The organism is Enterobacter sp. MGH 24 (assembly GCF_000493015.1).
Taxonomy (GTDB): Bacteria; Pseudomonadota; Gammaproteobacteria; order Enterobacterales; family Enterobacteriaceae; genus Enterobacter.
The window spans coordinates 46,512-65,862 of record NZ_KI535657.1 but is presented as its reverse complement, the minus strand read 5'-3'; the positions used below and the strand labels follow the sequence as shown (position 1 = coordinate 65,862).

Below are 19,351 nucleotides of genomic sequence, written 5' to 3'. Positions count from 1 at the left end.
TTCATTGGCACCGCTGGTTTTTTTATTTGTTATGGAAATAGCCGTCTTCGATGGTCACATAGAGGACGACTTTTTTTGCCAGCGTTTCGCTGATAAAGCGATACGCCTCGTGGTTTTCACAAATCACGATTTGCCCCTCGCGCACCTGTTCGGTTTGACCCACGCCTTTCAGGTACTCGCGGTCGGTTTCATCCCGGTAGCACTCCACAAGCTGAAGGGCGTCTTTTGCGGCGTACTCAATTTTCTGCGCGCCCTGCAGGTAGTAATGCACCTCGAAATAGCGGCGATGGCCGACGAACAGCGCGTCGGTGCTGGCATCATGGGTCACGCGATAGGCCAGAGAGTCGCCAATCGAGTGGGCTACGCCGGGCTGGATGTTGTCGATGTTGTTGATGGCCTCCGTGCAGCGCTGCCATTTACGGCCCGTACGATAACGCTGCTGGAACTGTTCCAGGCTGTCGAGAACGATCATTTGTCTGCCTCGCTGTGTGAATTCATGGAAAAGAAACCGGTGCCGAACTGATGGCGTGCCAGCGTCTGCGCGGCGGTTTGTCCGCCTTCCAGCGGGAGCAGGGTGAAGCCGTAGCGGAACGGCCTGAACCAGACGCGCCAGGTATCCAGCACTTCGCTTCCCCAGGAGTTGGAGCCTAAGCCCAGTACCTGATGGTCAAGGTTGAGGGTGATGTCATCGCTGCGGCGCAGTTCGTTGCAGTGCTGCGCGGCGTGGATGTTCTCTGCCGTGTAGTGCCAGGCGCTGAAATGGATGGGCTGTTCAGGCATCACCAGAAGACCGCTGCCGTGACGGTTGGCGAGCGTTGCCCAGCGCACCTGCTGGCGGTTGCCGTTGTTCTGCGGGAACGGGTAGTTTTCGAACATCTCGTCCACCGTGGTGTGCCACAGGTCAATGGTGCTGGCCTGCTGGCTGTCCGGGTAGTTCTCACCGGGGCCGCGTCCGTAGTAGCTCACCTGGTCGAATTCGCCGTTGATGCCGAGGGTAAAGCCGATGCACGGGATAATGTGCGGGTAATCACCGTAGCGTTCACCGCTCAGCTCAACGTTAATTTGCCCGTCGGCGGCAATGCGCCAGCGGTAGGTGCAGCGCATACCAAAATCAAACACCGGCGGAGCAATCAGCGTGCGGGTCGTAATGACGATCGCATCGTCCTGCTGCTCGATCTCAACACCGCGCAGATGCTCCTGCATTATCTGCAGATGGTTGGGTTGCCACAGTCCCTCATACTCCTGCTTGTGGTTATCAATCATCGGTTTGAAAAAGTTAATTTTTGGTTCACGAGTGATGTTTTCCTCACCGTTAACCTGCCAGGAACAGAGTTTTCCCGTCACTTTTGAGATGCGTGCGCGGAAGTTATGTCCGGTCACGGTACAGTTCAGGCGGTCCTCTTCCAGCAGCAGCGGCGTGGCGTTGGCGTTAATAAACGGCGTAGCGTGAGCCGTGCGCGCTTTAAGCGGGAACTGATACACCGCAATCTCGTGTCCGGCTTCGCTGTAGCGGGTGCGGCTGTTTTTGCTGATGCGCACGGTCAGGAACGCTTCGCGCTCGTCGAGTTCTGGCAGGTCCAGGCTCACGCTGCGGGTGCTGTTGGGGGCCAGTCCGGTCACTGTCAGCGGCTGGCTGTACAGGGTTTCACCTTCGGCACGCACCTCAACGAGCAGGGTGTAATCATCCAGGCCGGTGAACCAGAAGCGATTTTCAACGTGCAGCTCGCCGTTCTGCCAGCGCACTTTGACCGGGGCAATCACCTGCTTATATTCACGCAGGCCCGGACCCGGCGTTTGGTCGGAGTAGATCAGCCCGTCGAGGCAGAAGTTGTAGTTGTTCGGATAATCACCAAAGTCGCCGCCGTAGGCGTAATACGTATTGCCGCTGGCATCCGCCGCCTGAATACCGTGGTCGCACCACTCCCAGACGTAGTGGCCCTGAATGCAGTCGTGGCGATCGAAGACGTGTTGATATTCGCTCAGACCGCCGGGGCCGTTGCCCATCGCGTGGGCGTATTCGCAGATAATGCGCGGTTTGGCGTGGGGATACTCGCCGAACAGGTTCATCAGCGGCACGCGGGTGTACATGGTCGAGATGATATCCACCACCTCGGCGTCGCGATCTTCTTCGTAATGCAGCAGGCGCGTGTCATCCAGAGCCTTTGCGGCCCGCGCCATGGCGCGGATATTGCAGCCGTAGCCGGACTCGTTTCCAAGCGACCAGATGATGATTGAAGGGTGGTTTTTCTGCGCGTGGATATGGCGTTCGATGCGCTCAACGTAAACATGTTCCCACGCCGGATCGTCCGTGATGCGGCTCAGGTCGCCGACGTTGGCAAAGCCGTGAGATTCCACATCCGTCTCCGCCATCACAAACAGGCCGTAGATGTCGCACAGCTCGTAGAAGCGCGGATCGTTGGGATAGTGGGCGGTGCGCACCGAATTGATGTTGTGCTGTTTCATCAGGATCAGGTCGCGCTCGACGCGATCCATCCCCACGGCACGGCCTTTCTGGTGATCGTTGTCGTGACGGTTTACGCCGTGCAGCTTCAGGTAGCGGTTGTTCACGTAGAACAGGCCGTCTCGCACCTTGATGTCGCGGAACCCAATGCGCTGAGGGATAACCTCCAGCGTCTGCCCGTCCACATCTTTTAGCGTCATTACCAGATGGTAGAGGTAGGGCGATTCCGCAGACCATTGCTGAGGCTGTTTGACCTCAATGCTAAAGGCGGTTTCCGCGTGGCGGGTCACTGTCAGGCTGTCGGTTGTGCCCTGATGGATCGCTGCGTCGCCATCATACAGGGCATACTCCAGCGACACGGCGGATGCGTGCGGGGCCAGGTTTTCCAGCTCAAGCTGACAGAAGAGGGTGGCGTTTTTGTAAGCTTCGTCAAAGATGGTTTTGATCGTGACGTCGCGCACGTGAGTGGGATTTTTGCCGATCAGATAGACGTCGCGGAAAATACCGGCCGTCCACCACATGTCCTGATCCTCAATGTAGGTAGAATCCGCCCACTGCATCACCCGCACGCAGAGCAGGTTTTGCCCGCCATGAACCGCGTGGCTGACATCAAACTCGGCGGTCAGCCGGCTGCCCTTGCTAAAGCCAATGTACTGACCATTCACGTAGACGTCGAAATAGGTTTCGACGCCGTCAAACTTGATGAGGGTCTGCTTATCCTGCCAGCCGTCCGAAAGCGTGAAGTAGCGCTGATACGCCCCGGTTGGGTTATCCGCAGGCACCCAGGGGACGTCGACCGGGAAGGGAAAGCCTTCGTCGGTATACTGCAGCTGGCCGTGGCCTTCCATCTGCCACATGGCGGGTACGGTTATGTCGCCCCAGTCGGCCATGTACTCAGAGGTGAAGTTTTCCGGCACCAGAAGTGGGTTGGTGAAAAAGCGAAAGTTCCACTTACCGCTCAGAGACAGAAAGTGGCTGCTGGCTTCGCGGGCAAAGGTGCGAGCCTGTGCGACGGTGTCGTATGAGAAGAAGTACGCACGCGGCGGAAGCCGGTTCTCATGCGTAAGTTGAATATTTTCCCAGCGATTCATGCGATCTCCCTTTAGGGGTAAAACATCATTGCTGAGGATTTTAGTAAATATTTTACTAAATAAAATCAGTAAAATTGATTTGCTTTAACTCGATCACGAAATAAAAAAAAGCCGGGCATGCCCGGCATTGTGTCAAACGAGGGGGATTAGCGGGTGGTGCCGCGCAGTTTCAGCACGCTCGGCACAAAGACCTGCAGCGGCAGCGCCCGGCCATCGCGGGATTTTTCCAGCAGCAGGTTAACCCCCTGGCTGCCCATCATTTCTGAGTGGATGCGTACGGTAGAGAGCGGCGGGAAGGTGAAGCGGGCGGTGGGGATATCGTTCACGCTAATGAGCGAAATGTCCTCCGGGATCGCCAGCCCTTTTTCATGGATAGCGCGCAAGACGCCGATGGCTATCGAGTCAGAGGCGACAAACAGCGCGTCAGGCCAGCTTGCCTGCGCCAGCATGGTTTTTGCCAGTTCGTATCCGGATGAGCTGGAAAAACCGCCGCGCCAGATATCCTGTTCTGACACCACTCCTTTCAAACGGCCATACTCGACAAAAGCGGCTTCGCGGATATCGGCTTTGCCGGGCTCATCTTCACCGCCGATAAAGCCAATGCGCTTAACGCCCTGACCAATAAAGAAATCAACGATCTGCTTGCTGATGCGCGAGAGGTCAATGTCGACGGAATCGAACGCGCTGCCGGGCTCGTGAAAATCGATAAAGCAGACGTTGTCCGTTAACGCAGTTGCAGCGCGCAGGACGGCTGAAGAGGGCTTGCCCACAATCAGTACGCCGGTCAGTTTTTTACTCTCTGGCAGGGTGGCATTGGCGTAACAGTTGCTCAGCTCGACGCCCAGTTTTTCACACTGTGTCTCAATGCCGTGGCGGATGGCAAGGTAGTAAGGGTCGTTAATCTCCAACTCTTGCTGGTAGCTGTAGAGCGCCAGAATGTGTTGCTGACCCACCGCGGCAGACTGCAATTTGCGGGACGTTGTACTCTTATATTCCAGCTTCTCCGCAATCTCCAGAATGCGGTGTTTGGTCTCTTCTTTTACGTTCAACGTTGGGTCATCGTTTAAAACCCGGGATACCGTCGCCAGCGAAACGCCAGCCTCCGTCGCGATGTCTTTGAGCGTAGCCATGTTTGTCCTTATTCCCCACGTGATAACCCATTGTAAAGGATGAATCAGGACATGCATCCGTTTTTAGTAAATATCCCGCCCATTGCTTCCGGCAAATAGCGTGCTAGTATTTAGTAAAACTTTACCAAGGAGAGAGCATGGACACGATAGCTTACGATGACTTTGCAAAGCTGGAGATCCGCGTGGGGACGATTGTGGACGTTAAGCGCCACGCTAACGCAGATAAACTCTATATCGCGCAGATTGATGTGGGCGGAAAAACGCTGCAAACCGTCACCAGCCTGGTGCCGTATTACCGGGAAGAGGAGCTTATGGGAAAAACGGTGGTGGTGCTGTGTAATCTGGCGAAAGCGAAGATGCGCGGCGAAACGTCTGAGTGCATGTTGCTCTGCGCTGAAACCGATGACGCCGGTGAAAGCGTGTTGTTAACGCCGGAGCGGGCGATGGCGGCGGGTGTGCGGGTGGTATAAAAAAGGGTGGCAGAGCCACCCGATTTTGTAGGCCCGGTAAGCGACAGCGCCACCCGGCAAAAGCACTACAGCACGCTCAGCGCCTTCTCCACCACGTTCTCAACGGTAAAGCCAAAGTATGGGAACAGCTTATCGGCAGGGGCGGACTCACCGTAGCCTCGCATGCCGACAATCGCCCCTTTGAGCCCGACATACTTGTACCAGTAGTCGGCAATCCCGGCTTCCACCGCCACGCGCGCCGCGACGCTGGACGGCAGGACCGATTCCCGGTACGCCTCGTCCTGGGCGTCAAAGATATCCGTTGAGGGCAGGGACACCACGCGCACCGCGTGGCCTTCGGCGGTCAGTTTCTCCGCCGCTTTCACCGTGATTTCCACCTCGGAGCCGGTCGCAATCAGGATCACGTCCGGCTTGCCGCCGCTGTCCTTCAGGATGTAGCCGCCGCGGGCGATGTTTTTCACCTGCTCCGGGGTACGCTCAATCTGCGCCAGGTTCTGGCGTGACAGAATCAGTGCCGTTGGGCCATTGTGGCGTTCCACCGCCAGCTTCCAGCCCACCGCCGCTTCGACCTGATCGCACGGACGCCAGGTGCTGAAGTTGGGCGTCAGGCGCAGGCTCGCCAGCTGTTCAACCGCCTGGTGCGTAGGTCCGTCTTCCCCCAGCCCGATGGAGTCGTGGGTATAGACCATAATCTGCCGTGCCTTCATCAGCGCCGCCATGCGCGCCGCGTTACGGGCATACTCGACGAACATCAGGAAGGTGGCGGTGTACGGCACGAAGCCGCCGTGATGGGCGATGCCGTTGGCAATGGCGGTCATGCCAAACTCGCGCACGCCGTAGTGGATATAGTTCCCGGCAATGTCCTCTTTGAGCGATTTCGAGCCGGACCAGATGGTCAGGTTACTCGGTGCCAGGTCCGCCGAGCCGCCGAGCAGTTCGGGCAGAAGAGGGCCGATTGCGTTCAGGGTATTTTGCGACGCCTTGCGGGTGGCGATTTTCGCCGGGTTGGACTGCAGGTTTTCAATCAGCACCTGGGTTTTATCGTCCCAGTCCTCCGGCAGGCCGCCGCTCATGCGGCGGGAAAACTCTGCCGCCAGCTCCGGGTGCGCTTTTTTGTAGGCGGCAAACTTCTCGTTCCAGGCCTGCTGGGCTTTCTCACCGTCTTCACGGGCATCCCAGGCTCTGTAGATCTCTTTCGGGATCTCAAACGGTGGATGTTTCCACCCCAGCTTTTGTCGGGTCAGCGCGACTTCCTCCTCGCCCAGCGCCGCGCCGTGCGCCTCCTCTTTGCCCGCCTTGTTCGGCGAGCCGAAGCCGATGACCGTACGGCAGATAATCAGCGACGGTTTGTCCTTCACGCTCTGCGCTTCCTGAATCGCTTTTTTCACCGCCTCGGGGTCGTGGCCGTCGATCTCGTGCACCACGTGCCAGTGGTAGGCTTCAAAGCGTTTTGCCGTGTCGTCGGTAAACCAGCCTTCGGTCTCCCCGTCGATGGAGATGCCGTTGTGATCGTAGAAGCCAATCAGCTTGCCGAGCCCCAGCGTGCCCGCCAGGGAGCAGACCTCATGGGAAATCCCCTCCATCAGGCAGCCGTCACCCATAAACACGTAGGTATAGTGGTCGACAATTTCGTGGTCCGGCTGGTTAAACTGCGCCGCCAGCGTGCGTTCGGCAATCGCCAGCCCAACCGCATTGGCCAGCCCCTGACCGAGCGGCCCGGTGGTGGTCTCCACCCCTGGCGTATAGCCAATCTCAGGGTGCCCCGGCGTTTTGGAGTGCAGCTGGCGGAAGTTTTTCAGCTCCTCAAGCGGCAGATCGTAGCCGGAAAGGTGCAGCAGGCTGTAGAGCAGCATTGAGGCGTGACCGTTGGAGAGGATAAAACGGTCGCGATCGTACCAGGTGGGGTCGTTGGGGTTGTGCTTCAAAAAGTCGTTCCACAGCACTTCGGCAATATCAGCCATGCCCATCGGCGCGCCGGGGTGGCCAGAATTGGCTTTTTGCACGGCATCCATGCTGAGGGCGCGAATGGCATTGGCTAGCTCTTTACGGGACATAGTTCACTCCGTGGCAGGGTTAAAGTTTGGCGGCGAGAAGATCTTCAAGTTTGCGCTGGTCGACGGCGAACAGGCGGATACCTTCCGCCAGTTTTTCCACGGCCATGGCGTCCTGATTGTGCTCCCAGCGGAACTCCGCTTCGGTCATGGCTTTTGGTTTTGGCAGAACGGTGGAGGTCGGCACCAGCTTGCGGATCACCGTTTCTTCTTTGTCCTGTAGCTCCTGGAGCAGGTTAGGGGAGATGGTTAGACGGTCGCAGCCTGCCAGGGCGAGGATCTGCTCGGTACGGCGGAAGCTGGCCCCCATCACGATGGTTTCGTAGCGGTGCTGTTTGTAGTAGTCGTAGATATTACGGACCGATTTCACGCCCGGATCCTCATCCACCACGTACGGGTCCATCGGCTGTTTTGCCTGATACCAGTCATAGATGCGCCCGACAAACGGCGAGACGAGGAACACGCCCGCTTCAGCGCAGGCGCGCGCCTGGGCAAACGAGAACAGCAGCGTCAGGTTGCAGTGGATGCCCTCTTTTTCCAGCACCTCTGCCGCGCGGATGCCTTCCCAGGTGGAGGCGAGCTTGATCAGAATGCGTGATTTATCGATTCCCTGTTCCTGGTAGAGTTCCACCAGACGACGCGCCTTATTAATGCTCTTTTCTGTATCGAACGAGAGGCGCGCGTCGACTTCGGTTGAGACGCGCCCCGGGATACTTTTAAGAATTTCCGCACCGAAATTAACCGCCAGCTTGTCGCTGGCTTCGGCGACCTGCTGCTCCTGCGTTTTCCCGCGCTGTTTACCGTAGGTAATGGCGTCATCAATCAGATGACTAAAATGGGCAAGCCCGGCCGCTTTGAGCAGTAGCGAAGGGTTGGTGGTCGCGTCCTCAGGCTGATAGTGACGAATCGACTCGATATCGCCGCTGTCTGCAACCACGGTGGTGAATTTTTTGATGCCGTCTAGCTGGTTCATAAATAATTACTCCTTGGAAATAAAAGAGTTAGATGAGTGCGTTAGTTCACACTTCTGAGAAAATCATGATGGACTTAACAAAAAAGCATAGCAGACGGGGGAGGCATTGCTTTTGAGACGGGTAACATGGCTGTTATAAATTGATAACAATTTTTAATGTGTGATGGTGAGAGTTTGGCTGCCTTCAAAGTTTAGGAGGCGGCCTGAGGCGATACTAGGCGGCACACCAGGGTGTGCATCAGGATCGCTTACGTCACCCTTTTGACCGATACGTGAAAGGAAAAATAAGATGGATGAGCAGTTAAAACAGAGTGCCCTCGATTTTCACGAGTTTCCTGTTCCGGGGAAAATCCAGGTCTCCCCAACCAAGCCGCTGGCAACCCAGCGCGATCTGGCGCTGGCCTATTCGCCGGGCGTCGCTGCCCCGTGTCTGGAAATCGAAAAAGACCCGCTGGCGGCCTACAAATACACGGCGCGCGGCAACCTTGTCGCCGTAATCTCTAACGGCACGGCGGTGCTGGGGCTGGGCAACATCGGTGCGCTGGCCGGTAAGCCGGTGATGGAAGGGAAGGGGGTACTGTTCAAGAAATTCGCCGGTATCGACGTGTTCGATATCGAGGTGGATGAACTCGATCCTGACAAATTCATCAACGTGGTGGCCGCGCTGGAGCCGACCTTCGGCGGGATTAACCTGGAAGACATCAAAGCGCCGGAATGTTTCTATATCGAGCAGAAGCTGCGCGAGCGTATGAACATTCCCGTGTTCCATGATGACCAGCACGGCACCGCGATTATCAGCACCGCCGCGATTCTGAACGGCCTGCGCGTGGTCGAGAAAAATCTCTCCGACGTGCGCATGGTGGTTTCTGGTGCAGGCGCCGCGGCCATCGCCTGTATGAACCTGCTGGTGGCGCTGGGGATGCAGAAACACAACATTGTGGTCTGCGACTCCAAAGGCGTTATCTATAAAGACCGCGAGCCGAACATGGCGGAAACCAAAGCGGCGTACGCGGTGGAAGACGACGGTAAACGCACCCTGGACGACGTGATTGACGGCGCGGATATCTTCCTCGGCTGCTCGGGTCCGAAAGTACTGACCCAGGAGATGGTGAAGAAGATGGCGCGTGCGCCAATGATCCTGGCCCTGGCGAACCCGGAGCCGGAAATCCTGCCGCCGCTGGCGAAAGCGGTGCGTGAAGACGCCATTATTTGTACCGGTCGTTCTGACTACCCGAATCAGGTCAACAACGTGCTCTGCTTCCCGTTCATCTTCCGCGGCGCGCTGGACGTCGGCGCAACGGCGATCAACGAAGAGATGAAGCTGGCCGCCGTTCACGCCATCGCGGAGCTGGCCCACGCCGAGCAGAGCGAAGTGGTCGCGTCTGCGTACGGCGATCAGGATCTGAGCTTCGGCCCGGACTACATCATTCCAAAACCGTTTGACCCGCGTCTGATTGTCAAAATTGCCCCAGCGGTGGCCAAAGCGGCGATGGATTCCGGCGTGGCGACGCGTCCGATTCAGGACTTCGACGCTTACGTCGATAAGCTCACCGAGTTTGTCTATAAAACGAACCTGTTCATGAAGCCGATCTTCTCCCAGGCGCGCGCCGACGCGAAGCGCGTGGTGCTGGCGGAAGGGGAAGAGGCGCGCGTGCTGCACGCCACCCAGGAGCTGATCACCTTAGGCCTGGCGAAACCGATCCTGATTGGTCGTCCGAGCGTGATTGAGATGCGCATTCAAAAGCTCGGCCTGCAGATCAAGCCGGGCGTCGACTTCGAGATCGTGAACAACGAATCCGATCCGCGCTTCAAAGAGTACTGGAGCGAATACTACGCGATCATGAAGCGCCGGGGGATCACCCAGGAGCAGGCGCAGAAGGCCGTCATCAGCAACACGACGGTGATCGGCGCGATCATGGTTCATCGCGGCGAGGCGGATGCGCTGATCTGCGGCACCATAGGCGATTACCACGAGCACTTTAGCGTGGTGCAGGAGATCTTCGGCTATCGCGACGGCGTCCATACCGCCGGGGCGATGAACGCGCTGCTGCTGCCGAGCGGCAACACCTTTATTGCGGATACCTACGTTAACGACGATCCGACCCCGGACGAGCTGGCGGAGATCACCGTGATGGCCGCCGAGACCGTGCGTCGCTTTGGTATTGAGCCGAAGGTGGCGTTGCTGTCGCATTCTAACTTTGGTTCGTCTAAATCCGCGGCGGCCTGCAAAATGCGTCAGACGCTGGAGCTGGTGCGCGAGCGCGCGCCGGAGCTGATGATTGACGGGGAGATGCACGGTGATGCCGCGCTGGTGGAGAGCATCCGTAACGAACGTATGCCGGACAGCCCGCTGAAGGGATCGGCCAACATACTGATTATGCCGAACGTGGAAGCGGCGCGTATCAGCTATAACCTGCTGCGCGTCTCCAGCTCTGAAGGGGTGACCGTAGGACCGGTACTGATGGGCGTGGCGAAACCGGTGCATGTGTTAACGCCGATTGCCTCTGTGCGTCGTATCGTGAATATGGTGGCGCTGGCGGTGGTTGAGGCGCAGACGCAGCCGCTGTAATCGCTGCGTGTCGGGTGGCGCGTTCGCTTACCCGACCTACGGGTTGACCAGGACGGATAAGCGCAGCGCCATCCGGCAGTTAAACCCAGTCCCGAACCTGAATAAACTCCCTCAAGGCAGCCTCCGGGCTGCCTTCTTTTGGTTCGTAGCAGTACTCCCAGCGCACCAGCGGCGGCATCGACATCAGAATTGACTCCGTGCGCCCGCCGGTCTGCAGGCCGAACAGCGTCCCGCGATCCCACACCAGGTTGAACTCCACGTAGCGCCCGCGGCGGTAAAGCTGGAACTCACGCTCGCGCACGCCGTAGTCAGTGTTTTTACGGCGCTCGACGATGGGAAGATACGCGTCGGTATAGCCTTCACCCACCGCGCGCATAAAGCTGAATGCGGTATCAAAATCAGGCGTATTGAGATCGTCAAAGAACAGCCCGCCGATGCCGCGCTGCTCGTCGCGGTGCTTCAGGTAAAAGTAGTCGTCGCACCACTTTTTAAATTTCGGATAGACGTCTTCGCCAAACGGCAGGCAAAGATCCCGCGCGGTGGTGTGCCAGTGCACGGCATCTTCTTCAAAGCCGTAGTAGGGCGTTAAGTCGAAACCGCCGCCGAACCACCAGACCGGATCGGCCCCCGGTTTTTCCGCAATGAAAAAGCGCACGTTGGCGTGGCTGGTGGGCACAAACGGGTTGTGCGGATGCACCACCAGCGAGACGCCCATCGCTTCGAAGCTGCGGCCCGCCAGCTCAGGACGGTGCGCCGTCGCCGATGCGGGCATGGCGTCGCCGTGCACGTGGGAAAAATTGACGCCCGCCTGTTCGAAGATGCCGCCGTTTCGCAGCACGCGGCTGCGCCCGCCGCCCCCGGCCTCGCGCTGCCAGCTATCTTCCTGAAATTCACCGCCGTCTGCGGCGGCCAGTTTCTGGCAGATCTCATCCTGCAGCTGCAGCAGGAAGGTTTTTACCAGTTGAGCATCGGGTTTCATCAACGTTTCCTGGAGTGCGCTTTCTGGTTATCGAACCAGTTGAAGTAGCTGATAATGCCGGAGGCGATGGCGTTGGCGATCTTCTGACGAAACGCCGTGGTGCCGAGCAGTCGCTCTTCTTCCGGGTTGGTAATGAAGGAGGTTTCCACCAGCACGGACGGGATGGACGGTGATTTCAGCACTACAAATGCTGCCTGTTCGGTGCTCCTGCTGTGCAGGCGATGCACGGGCTTAATCTTCTTCAGAATATGCGAGCCGAGCGTCAGGCTGTTTTTGATCGTATCCGTCTGCACGAGGTCGAACAGCACCTGCTGCAGCAGATGATCTTTGTCGGTGGCTTTCTTCCCGGCGACTTCATCCGCCCGGTTTTCGCGGTCGGAGAGGTATTTTGCCATGGCGCTACTGGCGCCGCGGTTGGAAAGCGCAAACACCGAGGCGCCGGCCGCGGAAGGGTTGGTAAAGCCGTCCGCGTGAATCGACATAAACAGATCCGCCCCATGCTGGTGGGCGATCTCTACGCGATCATACAGTGGAATAAAGGTGTCGCCAGAGCGCGTCAGACGGGCGTCAATGCCGTTGCTGCGTAAAATCGCCCGCACATTTTTTGCAATCGCCAGCACGACGTGTTTTTCTTTCGACCCGTTTTTGCCGATGGCGCCGGTATCAATACCGCCGTGGCCCGGGTCGAGCATCACCAGACGCTTCGCGCCCGGCCTTTTGGTTTTCGGTTTGCTGTGTCCGTTACTGGTTTTGAGCGTGCTCTCGTCTTTCGCCTGAGCCTGCTTTGCGATGCCCGTTAACGTTAAGGCCGCCAGCCCCGCTTTGAGAACCTGACGACGCGATGTGAGTGCTTTTAATGGTTTGAATGTGCTCATGCGGCCTGAATACTAAAAAAAGGGGTCCTGGTGTTATATCGTATCGTGTTTCCCGTTACGACAGTCCATATTGAGAATTGTTTTACTTTTCATTTCAATACGTGACAAAGTGACATTATGCCAAATTTTGGCGAGATTTTCCCCGGTTATTGGCTAAAGGCGTGCTTCGCGCCATAATCACTGTTTTTAAACCCGAAAAGGCGGTTAATACCATGGAGATACGCGTTTTTCGCCAGGAAGATTTCGAAGAGGTGATCACCCTTTGGGAGCGCTGCGATCTGCTGCGTCCGTGGAACGATCCGGAAATGGATATCGAACGTAAGGTGAACCACGACGTCAGTCTGTTTCTGGTCGCGGAAGTCAATGGCGTGGTCGTGGGAACGGTGATGGGCGGTTACGACGGCCACCGCGGCTCGGCCTATTATCTGGGCGTCCACCCGGAATACCGTGGCCGCGGCATTGCCAATGCGCTGCTGAACCGGCTCGAGAAGAAGCTTATCGCCCGCGGCTGCCCAAAAATCCAGATCATGGTGCGGGAAGATAACGACGTGGTGCTGGGCATGTATGAGCGTCTGGGTTACGAGCATTCTGACGTGCTGAGTTTAGGAAAGCGTCTGATCGAAGATGAAGAGTACTGAGATCCACCCGGCAGACTATGACGCGCAGGGCCGCGTCAGGCTGCCCTTTTTATTCTGGTGCGTTTTGCTGCTGCAGGCCCGGACCTGGGTGCTGTTTGTGATGGCCGCCGCGTCGCGCGGGCAGGGCGACACGCTGCTGAATCTCTTTTATCCCGATCATGACGCCTTCTGGCTCGGCTTGCTGCCGGGCGTACCGGCGGTGGTCGCTTTTTTATGCAGCGGACGACGGCAGGCGATCCCCCGTTTTTGGCGCGCGCTTCGCTGGCTGCTGATCCTCGCCCAGGTTGCGCTGCTCTTCTGGCAGCCGGTACTCTGGTGGTACGGTGAACCGCTGACGGGCACCGGCGTTGCGCTGGTGGTTGCCGATATTGTGGCCCTGCTGTGGCTGCTGACCAACCCGCGTCTTCGCGCCTGTTTTGCGCATCAGGATGATTAATCCGGCACTTTTTGCCGATGCCGCACTCCAACAAGCGTTGATTTAACAAGAAAGGACGTTTCAATGAAATCGCTGCGTTTACTTTTATGCGCTCTCCCGCTGGCGTTGACCGGATGTTCGACGCTCTCCTCCATTAACTGGTCCGCCGCGTATCCGTGGAACTGGTTCGGCTCATCAACGGAAGTGACCGAGCAGGGCGTGGGGAAAATCACCGCCTCGACGGCACTGGATCAGGATGCCATTCAGGATGCCATCGGCAGTGATTATCGCCTGCGCAGCGGCATGAAAACGGAGAATGGCAATATTGTTCGCTATTACGAAGCGCTGAAGGGCGACAAGCTGGCGCTGGTGATCAACGGTGACAAAGGCACCGTAAACCGTATCGCTGTGATGGATGAAGATATTCCGACGGCGAGCGGTGTGAAGGTGGGTACGCCGTTTAGCGAACTTTATAAGCAGGCTTTTGGAAACTGCACCAGCGTGCCGTCTGACGACAAGGTCGCGGTGGAATGTAAGGCTGAAGGCAGCCAGCACATCAGCTATGTCTTCACCGGAACCTGGAGCGGTCCGGAAGGTCTGATGCCGTCTGACGACACGCTCAAGAACTGGAAAGTGAGCAAAATAGTCTGGCAGCAGTAATTTGCGCCTGAACAAACCGCCTCGCTGAAATCCGGGTATAATACCCGCCATCAATGCCACGCTGACGTGGCATCTTTATTTCAGGAGGAGCGATGTCTCAGGTTCAGAGTGGCATTTTGCCAGAACATTGCCGCGCGGCGATTTGGATTGAAGCCAATGTTAAAGGGGACGTGGATGCCCTGCGTGCGGCCAGTAAAGCGTTTGTTGATAAGCTGGCAACCTTCCAGGCTAAATTCCCGGAGGCCCACCTCGGCGCCGTTGTTGCCTTCGGCAATAACGTCTGGCGTCAGCTGAGCGGCGGCGAAGGGGCGGAAGAGCTGAAAGACTTCATCCCTTACGGCAAAGGTCTGGCTCCGGCGACCCAATACGACGTGCTGATCCACATTCTCTCCCTGCGTCACGACGTGAACTTTTCCGTTGCCCAGGCGGCAGTAGCGGCTTTTGGCGACAGCATTGAGGTGCAGGAAGAGGTTCACGGCTTCCGCTGGGTCGAAGAACGCGATCTGAGCGGCTTCGTCGACGGGACGGAAAACCCGGCGGGTGAGGAAGTTCGTCGCGACGTGGCGGTGATTAAAGACGGCGTGGACGCAGGCGGCAGCTACGTGTTCGTGCAGCGCTGGGAGCACAACCTCAAGCAGCTTAACCGCATGAGCGTGCACGACCAGGAGATGATGATTGGTCGTACTAAAGAAGCCAACGAAGAGATCGACGGCGACGACCGTCCGGTTACCTCTCACCTGACCCGCGTTGACCTGAAAGAAGATGGCAAAGGGCTGAAGATTGTTCGCCAGAGCCTGCCGTACGGCACGGCAAGCGGCACGCACGGCCTTTACTTCTGCGCCTACTGCGCGCGCCTGTATAACATTGAGCAGCAGCTGCTGAGCATGTTCGGTGATACCGACGGCAAGCGTGACGCCATGCTGCGCTTCACCAAACCGGTGACCGGCGGCTACTACTTTGCGCCGTCCGTTGAGCGTCTGCTGGCGCTGTAAAATCGCTCTCCATAGGTAGGCCGGGTAAGCGTTAGCGCCACCCGGCAATTTTCCCAGCCCCCTTATTCCCTTTTCTGCTTCTAAATCACCAAACGGTATATAAAACCGTTACTCCTTTCATCCCCGTTATAAATATTATGACTATAAGATAGTCATCACATTTATAAGGGTACGCAATGGCCGTTACTGTACTGAAAAAAGGAACTCTGGCGCTGGCAGGTTTACTGCTGGTGGCACAGGCGCAGGCGACGGAACTGTTAAACAGTTCGTATGACGTCTCCCGCGAGCTGTTTGCCGCCCTTAATCCACCGTTTGAACAGCAGTGGGCGAAAGAAAACAACGGCGATAAGCTGACTATTAAACAGTCCCACGCCGGGTCGTCCAAGCAGGCGCTGGCGATTTTGCAGGGCCTGAAAGCGGATGTGGTGACCTACAACCAGGTGACTGACGTGCAGATCCTGCACGACAAAGGCAAGCTGATCCCAGCGGACTGGCAGAGCCGACTGCCAAACAACAGCTCCCCGTTCTATTCCACCATGGGCTTCCTGGTGCGTAAGGGCAACCCGAAGAATATCCACGACTGGAGCGACCTGGTGCGTTCCGACGTGAAGCTGATTTTCCCGAACCCAAAAACCTCCGGTAACGCGCGTTATACCTATTTAGCTGCATGGGGCGCGGCGGACAAGGCTGACGGTAACGATAAAGCCAAAACCGAGCAGTTCATGACCCAGTTCCTGAAAAACGTCGAAGTGTTTGATACCGGCGGCCGTGGGGCGACCACGACCTTCGCAGAACGCGGTCTCGGCGATGTGCTGATCAGCTTTGAATCGGAAGTGAATAACATCCGTAAACAGTATGAAGCGCAGGGCTTTGAGGTCGTTATCCCGAAAACCAACATCCTGGCCGAGTTCCCGGTGGCGTGGGTGGATAAAAACGTGCAGGCAAACGGTACCGAGAAAGCGGCAAAAGCCTATCTCAACTACCTGTACAGTCCGCAGGCGCAGACCATCATTACCGATTATTACTATCGCGTGAATAACCCGGACGTGATGAACAAGCTGAAAGATAAGTTCCCGCAGACCGATTTGTTCCGCGTGGAAGATCATTTCGGCTCCTGGCCTGATGTGATGAAAACGCATTTTGCCAGCGGCGGTGAGTTAGACAAACTGCTGGCGGCGGGGCATAAGTGATGTTTGCTGTTTCGACAAAACGCGTGCTGCCGGGCTTTACCTTAAGCCTCGGGACCAGCCTGCTGTTCGTCTGCCTGATCCTGCTGTTGCCCCTCAGCGCGCTGGTGATGCAGCTTGCTCAGATGAGCTGGGCGCAGTACTGGGACGTGGTCACCAACCCGCAGGTGGTGGCGGCCTATAAGGTGACGCTGCTGTCGGCGTTTGTCGCCTCCATTTTTAACGGCGTGTTTGGCCTGCTGATGGCGTGGATCTTAACCCGCTATCGCTTCCCGGGCCGCACGCTGCTTGACGCTCTGATGGATCTGCCGTTTGCGCTGCCGACGGCGGTGGCAGGCTTAACCCTCGCGTCGCTCTTCTCCGTGAACGGGCTGTACGGCGAGTGGCTGGCGAAATTTGATATCAAAGTGACCTACACCTGGCTCGGTATCGCGGTGGCGATGGCCTTTACCAGCATCCCGTTTGTGGTTCGTACCGTGCAGCCGGTGCTGGAAGAGTTGGGTCCGGAATACGAAGAAGCGGCGGAAACGCTGGGTGCCACGCGCTGGCAGAGCTTCCGTAAGGTGGTTCTGCCGGAACTCTCTCCGGCGCTGATGGCGGGCGTTGCGCTGTCGTTTACCCGCAGCCTCGGTGAGTTCGGCGCGGTGATTTTTATCGCCGGGAACATCGCCTGGAAAACAGAAGTCACCTCGCTGATGATTTTTATCCGTTTGCAGGAGTTTGATTATCCGGCGGCGAGCGCCATTGCCTCGGTGATCCTGGCGGCCTCGCTGCTGCTGCTGTACTCGATTAACACTCTGCAAAGTCGCTTTGGTCGACGTGTGGTAGGTCACTGATGGCGGAAGTTACGCAATTGAAGCGATACGATGCACCCCGCATTAACTGGGGCAAATGGTTTCTGATTGGCGTGGGCGTGCTGGTTTCCGGCCTCATCCTCGTCGTGCCGACGATTTATATCTTCGTTCAGGCGTTCAGCAAGGGCCTGATGCCCGCGCTGGAAAACCTGGCGAACCCGGATATGCTGCATGCCATCTGGCTGACCGTGCTGATTGCGTTGATCACCGTGCCGGTGAACCTCGTGTTCGGGACCCTGTTGGCCTGGCTGGTGACCCGCTTCAACTTCCCGGGACGTCAGCTGCTGCTGACCCTGCTGGACATTCCTTTCGCCGTATCGCCGGTGGTGGCGGGTCTCGTGTACCTGCTCTTTTACGGCTCCAACGGCCCATTGGGCGGCTGGCTGGACGAGCATAACCTGCAGATCATGTTCGCCTGGCCGGGCATGGTGCTGGTCACCATCTTCGTGACCTGTCCGTTTGTGGTGCGTGAGCTGGTGCCGGTGATGTTAAGTCAGGGGAGCAACGAAGACGAAGCGGCGGTGCTGCTTGGCGCGTCGGGCTGGCAGATGTTCCGTCGCGTGACGCTGCCGAACATTCGCTGGGCGCTGCTTTACGGCGTAGTGCTGACCAACGCCCGCGCGATTGGTGAGTTCGGCGCCGTGTCCGTCGTCTCTGGCTCCATCCGGGGTGAAACCCTGTCGCTGCCGCTACAGATTGAGCTGCTGCAGCAGGACTACAACACCATCGGCTCGTTTACTGCCGCAGCGTTGCTGACGCTGATGGCCATTTTGACCCTGTTTTTGAAGAGTGTGGTGCAGTGGCGTTTAGAAAATCAGGAAAAACGTCAGCATCAGGAGGGAAATCATGAGCATTGAGATTGCCAATATTAAGAAGTCTTTTGGTCGCACCCAGGTGCTGAATGATATCTCGCTGGATATCCCTTCCGGACAAATGGTGGCGCTGCTGGGGCCGTCTGGCTCGGGTAAAACCACGCTGCTGCGTATTATCGCCGGGCTTGAGCATCAGACCAGCGGGCACATCCGCTTTCACGGCACCGACGTGAGCCGCCTGCACGCCCGCGATCGTAAAGTAGGTTTTGTGTTCCAGCATTACGCGCTGTTCCGCCACATGACCGTGTTCGACAACATCGCGTTTGGCCTGACCGTGCTGCCGCGTCGCGAGCGCCCGGATGCGGCAACCATTAAGGCGAAAGTGACCAAGCTGCTGGAGATGGTGCAGCTGGCTCACCTGGCGGACCGTTTCCCGGCCCAGCTGTCCGGCGGGCAGAAACAGCGCGTGGCGCTGGCGCGCGCGCTGGCCGTTGAGCCGCAAATTCTTTTGCTGGATGAACCCTTCGGCGCGCTGGATGCGCAGGTGCGTAAAGAGCTGCGCCGCTGGCTGCGCCAGCTGCATGAAGAGCTGAAGTTCACCAGCGTCTTCGTGACCCACGATCAGGAAGAGGCGATGGAAGTCGCGGATCGCGTGGTGGTCATGAGCCAGGGCAACATTGAGCAGGTTGACGAACCGGAGCAGCTCTGGCGTGAACCGGCGACCCGCTTCGTGCTGGAGTTTATGGGCGAGGTGAACCGTCTGCAGGGCACCATTCGCGGTGGACAGTTCCACGTTGGCGCGCACCGCTGGCCGCTGGGCTATACCTCCGCGCACCAGGGGCCGGTCGATCTGTTCCTGCGTCCGTGGGAAGTGGACGTGAGCCGCCGTACCAGCCTGGATTCACCGCTGCCGGTGCAGGTGCTGGAAGCTAGCCCTAAAGGTCACTACACCCAATTGGTGGTACAGCCGCTGGGCTGGTATACCGAGCCGCTGACCGTGGTCATGCGCGACGACGTGCCGCCGCACCGGGGTGAGCGCCTGTTTGTCGGGCTGCAGCATGCCCGTATTTATCACGGGAAGGAGCGCATCGAGACGCGCGAGGATATTGCTCTGGCGGAGTCAGCCTGATAGGTTAGGATTACGTAGTTTTGCCGGGTGGCGCTGCGCTTACCCGGCCTACAATATGACGTCTG

17 protein-coding genes are annotated in these 19,351 nt (G+C 57.8%); 10 read left to right on the top strand and 7 right to left on the bottom strand.

Translation table 11 applies throughout. The annotated features are described in order from the left end of the window. Window positions 1-22: 22 nt before the first annotated feature. The 3 genes from L370_RS21375 to ebgR all read right to left on the bottom strand — a co-directional run bounded on the left by L370_RS21375 (window position 23) and on the right by ebgR (window position 4,682). A complete protein-coding gene (locus tag L370_RS21375; protein ID WP_023332971.1) occupies window positions 23-472 on the bottom strand; it encodes a beta-galactosidase subunit beta in 450 nt (149 codons plus the stop codon). Then, complete coding sequence (gene ebgA, locus L370_RS21380; protein ID WP_023332970.1) at window positions 469-3,552, bottom strand: beta-galactosidase subunit alpha; 3,084 nt, start codon at window positions 3,550-3,552, stop codon at window positions 469-471. The genes L370_RS21375 and ebgA overlap by 4 nt, the downstream gene beginning before the upstream one ends. Before the next feature lie 146 nt (window positions 3,553-3,698). After that, window positions 3,699-4,682: a transcriptional regulator EbgR gene (gene ebgR, locus L370_RS21385; protein ID WP_023332969.1), complete on the bottom strand. Its 984-nt coding sequence runs from the start codon at window positions 4,680-4,682 to the stop codon at window positions 3,699-3,701. 137 nt (window positions 4,683-4,819) lie between these two features. On the opposite strand from ebgR, the gene L370_RS21390 reads away from it, so the two are divergent. Then, window positions 4,820-5,152: a tRNA-binding protein gene (locus L370_RS21390; protein ID WP_023332968.1), complete on the top strand. Its 333-nt coding sequence runs from the start codon at window positions 4,820-4,822 to the stop codon at window positions 5,150-5,152. 65 nt (window positions 5,153-5,217) lie between these two features. Here L370_RS21390 and tkt read toward each other — a convergent pair whose 3' ends face one another. Further along, entirely contained in the window at window positions 5,218-7,206 is a 1,989-nt protein-coding gene (gene tkt / locus L370_RS21395) for a transketolase (RefSeq protein ID WP_023332967.1), read from the bottom strand. Window positions 7,207-7,225: 19 nt separating this feature from the next. Further along, window positions 7,226-8,176 (bottom strand): transaldolase, encoded by a 951-nt coding sequence (gene tal, locus L370_RS21400; protein ID WP_023332966.1) that lies wholly within the window; start codon window positions 8,174-8,176, stop codon window positions 7,226-7,228. A 289-nt stretch (window positions 8,177-8,465) separates the two neighbouring features. Between tal and maeB the strand changes: the two genes are divergently transcribed. Beyond that, window positions 8,466-10,745, top strand: coding sequence for an NADP-dependent oxaloacetate-decarboxylating malate dehydrogenase (gene maeB / locus L370_RS21405; protein ID WP_023332965.1), 2,280 nt, complete (start codon window positions 8,466-8,468; stop codon window positions 10,743-10,745). A 79-nt stretch (window positions 10,746-10,824) separates the two neighbouring features. Here maeB and hemF read toward each other — a convergent pair whose 3' ends face one another. Both hemF and amiA read right to left on the bottom strand, forming a co-directional pair. Beyond that, on the bottom strand, window positions 10,825-11,724 hold the full coding sequence (hemF, locus tag L370_RS21410; protein ID WP_023332964.1) for an oxygen-dependent coproporphyrinogen oxidase: 900 nt from the start codon (window positions 11,722-11,724) through the stop codon (window positions 10,825-10,827). Next, a complete protein-coding gene (gene amiA, locus L370_RS21415) occupies window positions 11,724-12,599 on the bottom strand; it encodes an N-acetylmuramoyl-L-alanine amidase AmiA (RefSeq protein ID WP_023332963.1) in 876 nt (291 codons plus the stop codon). Before amiA ends, hemF begins: the two co-directional genes overlap by 1 nt. A gap of 212 nt (window positions 12,600-12,811) precedes the next feature. Between amiA and L370_RS21420 the strand changes: the two genes are divergently transcribed. The 8 genes from L370_RS21420 to cysA all read left to right on the top strand — a co-directional run bounded on the left by L370_RS21420 (window position 12,812) and on the right by cysA (window position 19,286). After that, window positions 12,812-13,237, top strand: a complete 426-nt coding sequence (locus L370_RS21420; protein ID WP_023332962.1) for a GNAT family acetyltransferase — start codon at window positions 12,812-12,814, stop codon at window positions 13,235-13,237. Then, window positions 13,224-13,673 carry a DUF2919 domain-containing protein gene (locus L370_RS21425; protein ID WP_023332961.1) on the top strand — a complete coding sequence of 150 codons (450 nt, stop codon included), beginning with the start codon at window positions 13,224-13,226 and terminating at the stop codon, window positions 13,671-13,673. Before L370_RS21420 ends, L370_RS21425 begins: the two co-directional genes overlap by 14 nt. Before the next feature lie 63 nt (window positions 13,674-13,736). Continuing rightward, window positions 13,737-14,312: an RpoE-regulated lipoprotein gene (locus L370_RS21430; RefSeq protein WP_023332960.1), complete on the top strand. Its 576-nt coding sequence runs from the start codon at window positions 13,737-13,739 to the stop codon at window positions 14,310-14,312. A gap of 92 nt (window positions 14,313-14,404) precedes the next feature. After that, entirely contained in the window at window positions 14,405-15,304 is a 900-nt protein-coding gene (locus L370_RS21435; RefSeq protein ID WP_023332959.1) for a Dyp-type peroxidase, read from the top strand. 176 nt (window positions 15,305-15,480) lie between these two features. Continuing rightward, window positions 15,481-16,494 carry a sulfate ABC transporter substrate-binding protein gene (locus L370_RS21440; protein ID WP_023332958.1) on the top strand — a complete coding sequence of 338 codons (1,014 nt, stop codon included), beginning with the start codon at window positions 15,481-15,483 and terminating at the stop codon, window positions 16,492-16,494. Then, entirely contained in the window at window positions 16,494-17,327 is an 834-nt protein-coding gene (gene cysT / locus L370_RS21445) for a sulfate/thiosulfate ABC transporter permease CysT (RefSeq protein WP_004123378.1), read from the top strand. The genes L370_RS21440 and cysT overlap by 1 nt, the downstream gene beginning before the upstream one ends. Next, a complete protein-coding gene (gene cysW, locus L370_RS21450) occupies window positions 17,327-18,202 on the top strand; it encodes a sulfate/thiosulfate ABC transporter permease CysW (RefSeq protein ID WP_023332957.1) in 876 nt (291 codons plus the stop codon). The genes cysT and cysW overlap by 1 nt, the downstream gene beginning before the upstream one ends. Further along, window positions 18,192-19,286 (top strand): sulfate/thiosulfate ABC transporter ATP-binding protein CysA, encoded by a 1,095-nt coding sequence (gene cysA, locus L370_RS21455; RefSeq protein WP_008501607.1) that lies wholly within the window; start codon window positions 18,192-18,194, stop codon window positions 19,284-19,286. Before cysW ends, cysA begins: the two co-directional genes overlap by 11 nt. Window positions 19,287-19,351: the final 65 nt, after the last annotated feature.